This window comes from Sulfuricurvum sp., assembly GCF_023250475.1.
Lineage (GTDB): Bacteria > Campylobacterota > Campylobacteria > Campylobacterales > Sulfurimonadaceae > Sulfuricurvum.
On sequence record NZ_JAHFAQ010000102.1, the window covers coordinates 1 to 7938 of the forward strand.

At 45.2% G+C, this 7938-nt stretch carries 7 protein-coding genes and 1 pseudogene; all 8 read left to right on the forward strand.

The genetic code is table 11. The features are described 5' to 3' along the window. A pseudogene (locus Q0C19_RS09330) lies at positions 1-499 on the forward strand (ferredoxin); the annotation flags it as partial. Positions 500-502: 3 nt separating this feature from the next. Next, entirely contained in the window at positions 503-1492 is a 990-nt protein-coding gene (gene nuoH, locus Q0C19_RS09335; RefSeq protein WP_295055366.1) for an NADH-quinone oxidoreductase subunit NuoH, read from the forward strand. 12 nt (positions 1493-1504) lie between these two features. Continuing rightward, positions 1505-2128 (forward strand): NADH-quinone oxidoreductase subunit NuoI, encoded by a 624-nt coding sequence (gene nuoI / locus Q0C19_RS09340; RefSeq protein WP_295055368.1) that lies wholly within the window; start codon positions 1505-1507, stop codon positions 2126-2128. Positions 2129-2139: 11 nt separating this feature from the next. Then, the gene (locus Q0C19_RS09345; RefSeq protein WP_295055370.1) at positions 2140-2718 is read left to right on the forward strand and encodes an NADH-quinone oxidoreductase subunit J; all 579 of its coding nucleotides are present in this window, start codon (positions 2140-2142) and stop codon (positions 2716-2718) included. Further along, entirely contained in the window at positions 2718-3023 is a 306-nt protein-coding gene (gene nuoK, locus Q0C19_RS09350; protein ID WP_295055371.1) for an NADH-quinone oxidoreductase subunit NuoK, read from the forward strand. The genes Q0C19_RS09345 and nuoK overlap by 1 nt, the downstream gene beginning before the upstream one ends. A 3-nt stretch (positions 3024-3026) precedes the next feature. Continuing rightward, positions 3027-4913 carry an NADH-quinone oxidoreductase subunit L gene (gene nuoL, locus Q0C19_RS09355; RefSeq protein WP_295055373.1) on the forward strand — a complete coding sequence of 629 codons (1887 nt, stop codon included), beginning with the start codon at positions 3027-3029 and terminating at the stop codon, positions 4911-4913. A 9-nt stretch (positions 4914-4922) separates the two neighbouring features. Further along, positions 4923-6470, forward strand: a complete 1548-nt coding sequence (locus Q0C19_RS09360; protein ID WP_295055375.1) for an NADH-quinone oxidoreductase subunit M — start codon at positions 4923-4925, stop codon at positions 6468-6470. Further along, the coding region (gene nuoN, locus Q0C19_RS09365; protein WP_295055377.1) for an NADH-quinone oxidoreductase subunit NuoN at positions 6470-7938 on the forward strand (1469 nt) is incomplete at its 3' end. The genes Q0C19_RS09360 and nuoN, both read left to right, overlap by 1 nt.

Consider the following 7938-nt stretch of genomic DNA (forward strand, 5'->3'; position numbering starts at 1 on the left):
ATTAAATTCCAAGTTTACCGTTGATTACACGGCACAGCTTCCAGTAAAAAATGGCTTCAAAGCACTCTCTTTTGATACTTTGCCGAACTACTACACCAATGCCGGTGAAGAAGTCCGCGGCTATGTATTGGAAAACATTGCCGTGAATGTAAGCGGTGATGAGGGTGTTAAAGCCTTTGATCCTTCTGCCGCCATTCGTGAGAATGTCGTTTATTTGGCCAATCCGGTATTGCAGTTCTCGGCGTTTACGGCGGCTTCGCATCAACTTAACGCGTCGGGCGGTTTGTACGCTTCGCACACGGCAATGGAGACGAACGGCTGGAGCGAAGGGGATGCATTGCGTGTTAAAACAGCACACGGCGAGCTGAGTGTCAATGTAATAGCCGACGGTAAGATCGAGGGAGAGATCGTGTATCTTCCGACGTTCGATACCGCTATCAATTCTGAAGCACTGTTTGACGGTTACCGTTTTGCGTGCGTATCAATTCAAAAGGTGTAAAGCATGGATGTAGCATTCATTATAGAAACGATCGTTAAAATCGTTGTCATCTTATTAATTTTCTCTGCGCTTGCGGGTCTTGGGACCTATTTCGAGCGTAAAGTGCTGGCGTTTATGCAACGCCGTTTGGGGCCGATGCACGTCGGGCCGTTCGGTTTGCTTCAAGTTGCGGCGGACGGGATTAAACTCTTCACTAAAGAAGATATTATCCCTCAGAACGTTGTAAAACCGATTTTTAAAATTGCTCCGGTCATTACGGCGGCAACGGCATTTATGGCGTCTGCGGCTATTCCGTTTTGGCCTCAGTTTACCGTTATGGGGTACACGGTTCATCCGATTGTTGCCGATATCAATGTCGGTATCCTGTATGTGTTAGGGGTTATGGCAATCGGCTTGTACGGCCCGCTCCTAGGAGGGATGGCATCGGCGAACAAATGGTCGTTGATCTCTGCCGCCCGTAGTGCCGCCATCTTTATTTCGTATGAAGTTATTTCGGGGTTATCGTTGTTGGCTCCGCTGATGATGGTCGGTTCATTGTCGTTGGTCGATATCAATAACTACCAGGCCGGCGGAATCGGAAACTGGATCGTCTGGTCTCAGCCGGTGGCATTCATCCTTTTCTGGATTGCCGCGTTTGCTGAAACCGGACGTACTCCGTTTCACCTCGTGGCAAACGATCACGAAATTATCGACGGTTTCGGTACGGAGTATTCGGGTATGCGCTGGGGGATGTTCTTCATCGGCGAATATGCGAATATGTTCTTTATTTCGTTTGTAATAGCAATTATCTTCTTAGGCGGTTTTGGTGACGGTACGATTGCGGGAGCATTTCAATTGCTTCTAAAAGTGGCGTTTTTCTTTTTCTTTTTCCTATGGACACGTGCTGCATGGCCGGATGTCCGACCTGACCAATTGATGTGGTTGTGTTGGAAAGTTTTAATGCCGATTGCGGTGCTCAACATTGTTGTCACCGGCATCGTGATGATGTTCTAAGGGGGTTGTGCGATGCATCATGAAGAAGTATTTACAGACCGAAATGTAAGTGAACACAGTGCTTATTTTTACGTCGATATTGAAACCTATCCGGTAAGCGGATGGGATAAGTTTAAACAAGTGCTCAAGCGTGCCGTGCGGGGTGAACTCTTTGTAGGGCTATGGGTTGTACTGCGCGAGATGATCAAATTTGACATCCACACCGTCCAGTATCCGAAAGAGAAACTCCCGATCGGTCCTCGCTACCGTGCGGTGCACAAACTGCTCCGTTTATGGGAATCCGGGTATGAGCGCTGTATCGGTTGCGGATTGTGCGAAAAAATCTGTATTTCCGATTGTATCCGTATGGACACGCGTATTGATGAGAACAGCCGTAAAGAGGTTACTGAGTACAGTATCAATCTCGGACGTTGTATTTTCTGCGGTTACTGCGCCGAAGTATGTCCTGAGCTTGCAATCGTTCATGGTGGACGTTATGAAAATGCCTCCGAACAGCGCACCCATTTCGTCATTAAAGACGATATGCTTACCCCGCTTGATTTGCTCAAAGCAGGAGAACAAGCAGAATACCCAGGCTTCGGTGCCATTATCCCAGGAAGCGACGCGTCGGTCAAAAAGACCCCGTTGGCGTATTAAGGAGTCAAAGTATGTTTGAAGCAATCGCTTTTTATCTGTTTGCGGCGCTCACCATCGTGATGTTTACCATCACGGTAATGACCAGCCAAGCGCTTTATGCGATTACCGCAATGGCGGCGGGGATGATTTTCATCTCAGCATTTTTCTTTATTTTGGGTGCCGACTTTTTGGGTGCGATCCAAATTATCGTCTATACCGGAGCGGTAATGGCGTTATATGCCTTCGGTATGATGTTCTTCGATACAACGCGTGACGTTATTGAAAAACGGACCAATCCGCAAATCGTTTTTGCCCTTGGTGTTTTGGCGGCGGTTATGGTGGTAGCAATTTTTGTTGCGCCGGTTGTTTCGAATAACATTCAAGCCCTTTATCCGATGCAGGAGAATGTCGGAAACTCTCAAGCCGTCGGTATGGTTCTTTTTACCAAGTATCTTGTTCCGTTTGAAGTGGCAGCGGTTATGCTGCTGGTCGCGATGATCGGCGGAATTATTCTAGCCGGTAAGAAAATGGACAAATCGTTGACATTGATGGCAGAAGAAGAGATCAGCACGATGGATGACGGTTTTGAACCACAAGCAGGGGGACACTGATGGAAGTTACACTGACCCATTATCTTGTTTTATCAAGTATATTGTTTGCGATCGGCTTGATCGGGGTTATGCGCCGTAAAAATCTTTTGATGCTCTTTTTTGCAACCGAGATTTTACTCAATGCTACCAATATCGCATTTGCGGCTATTTCTCACTATATCGGTGATTTAAGCGGTCAAATGTTTGCGTTCTTCATTATTGCGATTGCGGCATCGGAAGTGGCGATCGGGCTTGGTCTGCTCATCGTATGGTACAAGCGTACCGGTAAGATCGATCTAGATCAAATGAATTCAATGCGAGGATAGACTATGGAATTTTATTTATATATCGCACTGTTTGCTCCGCTGGTCGGCTCCCTTTTCTCAGGGCTGTTCGGTGCATCGGTTAAAACCTCTGTAACCGGATACGTTGCATCGGGATTGCTTTTCACCTCGTTTGTGAGCAGTGCTATTTTGCTCAGTTATGTGATGAGCGGTCACACGGTACATGTTGAGATGATGACGTGGATGGCGACCGGTGATTTGTATATCCCGTTTGGGTTTGTCGTTGATCAGGTAAGTGTTGTGATGATGATGGTGGTTACGATCGTTTCAACCATTGTCCATATCTATTCGATCGGATACATGGATCACGACAAAGGGTTCAACCGTTTCTTCTCGTACCTTTCTGCCTTCGTTTTCTCTATGATGGTTTTGGTTATGAGTGACAACTTTGCGGGGCTTTTCATCGGATGGGAAGGGGTCGGACTCTGTTCATGGCTATTAATCGGTTTTTGGTATCAAAAAGAGTCGGCGACTTGGGCGGCCAACGAAGCGTTTATTATGAACCGTATCGCCGATCTTGGAATGTTAATCGGTATTTTTCTGATTTATTGGAATGTCGGTTCGCTCCAATATGATGTAGTATTTGCAGAAATCGGCAATCTTCCGATGGTGATTGTGACATGGATCGGTATCTTTCTCTTTATCGGTGCGATGGGTAAATCGGCACAGTTTCCTCTCCATACTTGGCTTGCCGATGCAATGGAAGGTCCGACTCCGGTTTCGGCATTGATCCATGCGGCAACGATGGTTACTGCGGGGGTTTATTTGGTCGTTCGTGCCAATCCGATTTACGATTTGATCCCGAATGTCGGACTTTTTATCGCGAGTCTCGGTGCTTTCGTTGCCCTTTTTGCGGCTTCAATGGCACTGGTTAACCGCGATATGAAACGGATCATCGCTTACTCTACCCTCTCACAGCTCGGATACATGTTCGTAGCTGCAGGATTGGGTGCATACTGGGTAGCGTTGTTTCACCTCATGGCACATGCATTTTTCAAAGCGCTCTTGTTCCTCGGCGCCGGTAACGTCATGCATGCGATGCACGATGAACTCGATCCGTTCAAAATGGGAGGATTGGGTAAAGTGATGAAAGGGACATTTATCATGATGACCCTTGCCTCCGTCGCATTGGCGGGTATCTATCCGTTTGCCGGATTCTTCTCCAAAGATTTGATTTTGGAAGTCGGATTTGTTGAGCATCATTACGTGATTTATACGGTATTGCTGTTGACTGCAGGGCTAACGGCATTCTATTCCTTTAGACTTGTCGCATTGATTTTCCACGGGGAAGAGCGTTATAAACTTTTCGGTATCCATCCGCATGAAGCGTATAAATTTATGTTGGTGGCGATGTCACCGCTCCTTTTGTTGGCGATGATTGCAGGATCGTTTAAAATGACCTACTATCAATTGGTTATTAACCTCCTTCCATCGACGCAATATCACGTTCATAATGTCACCACCTACTGGATTATGACGATCGGGACGCAGTTGTTTGTGATGCTTGCCATCGGATTTGCGTATAAAAAATACAGCAATTGGAACACTGTTCCGGATGGAAGCTCCGCAATGGAAAAGAGTTTCATCTACAAATTGCTGTGGAACCAATATTACATTCCAAAAATATACGAAGAAGTTTTTGCGAAGCCGTATCTTGAACTTTCGAAAATTGCATGGAAACAGATTGATCTTAAAATTGTTGATGCAACGGTCGATGCGATTGCCAATGCAATTTATAAAACAGGTGAGAATACACGCGATATCCAAAACGGAAATCTCTCAAGCATGCTTCGTTGGATGGTTGTCGGTTTAGTTGTTTTAATGACACTAGCCGTTGCTTTTAACGTTGGATACAACGTGTTTGGCGCTTAAGGAGTAATGATGATAGATCATATTTTAACACTTTTAATTTTCTTCCCGGCATTGGCTGCAATGCTCGGATTTGTCGTCACGAAAGATAGTATGAGAGCGTACGGTATAGCCGTAGCCGCCATCGAATTTATCCTCTCTTTATGGTTATGGTACGCATACGATCCGATGGTTTCGGGAATGCAGTTTATGGAGTCGATGCCATTGATTCCGACATTTGGTATTAATTACCTCCTCGGAGTTGACGGGATTTCTCTCTTTATTATTATTTTGTCAACATTTTTCACATTGATCGGTATTGCGTCATTGACAGAAACGCGCCGTCTGAAAGATTTGATCATTACCTTGTTGTTTCTTGAAATGACGATGGTGGGTGTTTTTGCGGCCTTGGATGCCATTGTGTTCTATGTGTTTTGGGAACTTTCTTTGGTTCCGATGTTATACATCATCGGAGCTTGGGGCGGACCGTTACGTATTTATGCCTCGATCAAATTTTTCCTCTATACGTTTACCGGTTCACTCGTCATGCTCGTGGGTATGCTTTTTATGGCGTACTTTTATTATCAAGCGACAGGGCAATGGAGCTTTTCAATTCTTGAATGGTACCGTTTGATTTTGCCGGAAAATTTCCAGCTATGGTTGTTTGGGGCATTTTTCTTAGGATTTGCGATCAAAGTTCCGATGTTTCCATTTCATACGTGGCTTCCGTACGCACACGGTCAGGCTCCGACCATCGGTTCGGTTATTTTGGCAGCGATTTTGTTGAAAATGGGAACCTATGCGTTTGTCCGTTTCTCATTGCCGTTATTTCCGGATGCATCGGTCTATTTTATGTTTCCGATTGCCATAATTGCGATTATTATGATTATCTATACGGCTATGGTCGCCTACGCTCAAGAGGACATTAAACAGGTTATCGCATACAGTTCGGTTTCCCACATGGGTGTCATTATTTTAGGTACGTTTGCGTTGAACGTCGAGGGGGTAAGCGGATCAGTATTCTTGATGCTGGCACACGGAGTTGTTTCGGGTGCCCTGTTCTTGCTTGTCGGTGTTATTTATGATCGACGACATACGAAATTAATGAGCGAGTTCGGCGGTTTGGCATCGGTAATGCCTCGCTATGCAACGATTTTCGGAATCATGATGATGGCGTCTGTCGGATTGCCGCTTACGATTAATTTCGTCGGGGAATTTTTAAGTCTTTTGGGCTTTTACAAGCAGTCTCATATGTTGACCCTGACGGCTGGAGTAGCAATTATTGTCGGAGCTATTTACATGCTTTCCGCCTATAAAAAAGTCTTTTTCGGACCCGTCACTAATGAAAAGAATCGCCATTTGAAAGATGTTAACAAAACAGAACTTTTAGGACTTATCCCATTGGTTATTGTTGCGATTTGGCTTGGAGTTTATCCGAAACCGGTTTTAGGACCGATCAATAACAGTGTTGAATCGGTGATTCAACTCATGCACGACAAAGCACAAAGTCCTGAAGCAAAAGCGCGTATTCCTGATTTATCAGGCAAAAACGGGATTATTTCTATGAAGGAGGCGCACTAATGTTAGAGCCGATTCATGTTTCGCTGGCATCGCTGAATTTAGCGACGTTGGCTCCGATGCTCATTGCAATCATCGGGGCATTGGGAATTTTGGTCATTGATATGGTGAAGGGGGGATTGAATAAATCGTTGTACGTTATGCTCAGTCTTCTTTTTTTACTCCTCGATTTGGGAGCATTGATCGATTTCGGCGGTGTATTCCTTAAAAACGGGACAGTATTAGGGTTCTTTGATGTTATGCTGATGGACGGGATCGCTATCCTTTCACAGATCATCATCGTAGGGGGTTCAATGCTGTTTATCCCTTTAGCATTGACCTCCAAACGTTTCCATGAGTACAACTACCCTGAGTATTTTGCCCTCTTCTTGTTTATGATTGCTGGCTTCCAATTTATGGTTGCTACCGATAATCTTATTTTGATTTTTGTCGGACTTGAGACGGCATCGTTGGCGCTGTATACCCTGATTGCGTTGCATAACCGTTCAAAATCGTTTGAAGCGGCGGTGAAGTATTTTACCATGGGTGCATTAGCGGCAGGTTTTTATGCCTTCGGTTCAATGATCCTTTACGCTATCAGCGGCTCGGTAGAGATCAACCAAATCGCAACCGTTTTAGCGGAAGATCACTACAGCAATATCGGGTATGTCCTTCTTTCAATGGCATTTATGATTGCGGCATTCGGATTTAAACTCTCTATGGTTCCGTTTCATACGTGGACACCGGATGTATACGAAGGCTCATCGGCGGCGTTGGCAGGGTATATGTCTATTGTTCCGAAAATTGCGGCATTCGTTGTAGCAATGCGTCTGTTTGAATTCTTGGTTCACAGCGGAATTGTATGGCTTCAGGTCATTCTTTACATCGGAGTCGTTGTGACCATGACGGCATCCAATATCTGGGCTTTGGTTCAAACGGATGTGAAGCGTATGTTGGCATACAGCTCAATCAGCCATGCCGGTTTTGTTATGTCGGCAATTTTGATCGGGACAACTCAAGCGAATACGGGGCTCTTTTTGTACTGGGCACTCTTTAGCTTTACCAACCTTGGGGCATTTACCATGTTGTGGGTAAATCGTCAAAAAAATCTCCTTCCGGGACAAAGTTCGGATCATCCGTATGAAAAATTTTCCGGTATGGTAAAAACGATGCCGATGGGTGCTGTAATGATGGGATTATTCATGCTTTCACTTGCCGGAATTCCTCCGTTTGGTCTATTTTGGGGGAAAATGTACATGATCGCCTCAGCCGTAAGTGCAGGCTATACCGTTCTAGCCCTCATTATGGCGCTGAACTCTGCAATCGCGGGGTATTATTACCTTAAGCTTATTGTCTTCATGTTTATGAAAGAACCGATTGTAGGATACGATCAATTTTATTTTATGAATGCATCCCTCTCTCTCAGAACCATAATCGGTATTGCGGCGATCGGAACGATTTTTGCCGTATTTGCCGTAAACCCTTTGTTTAA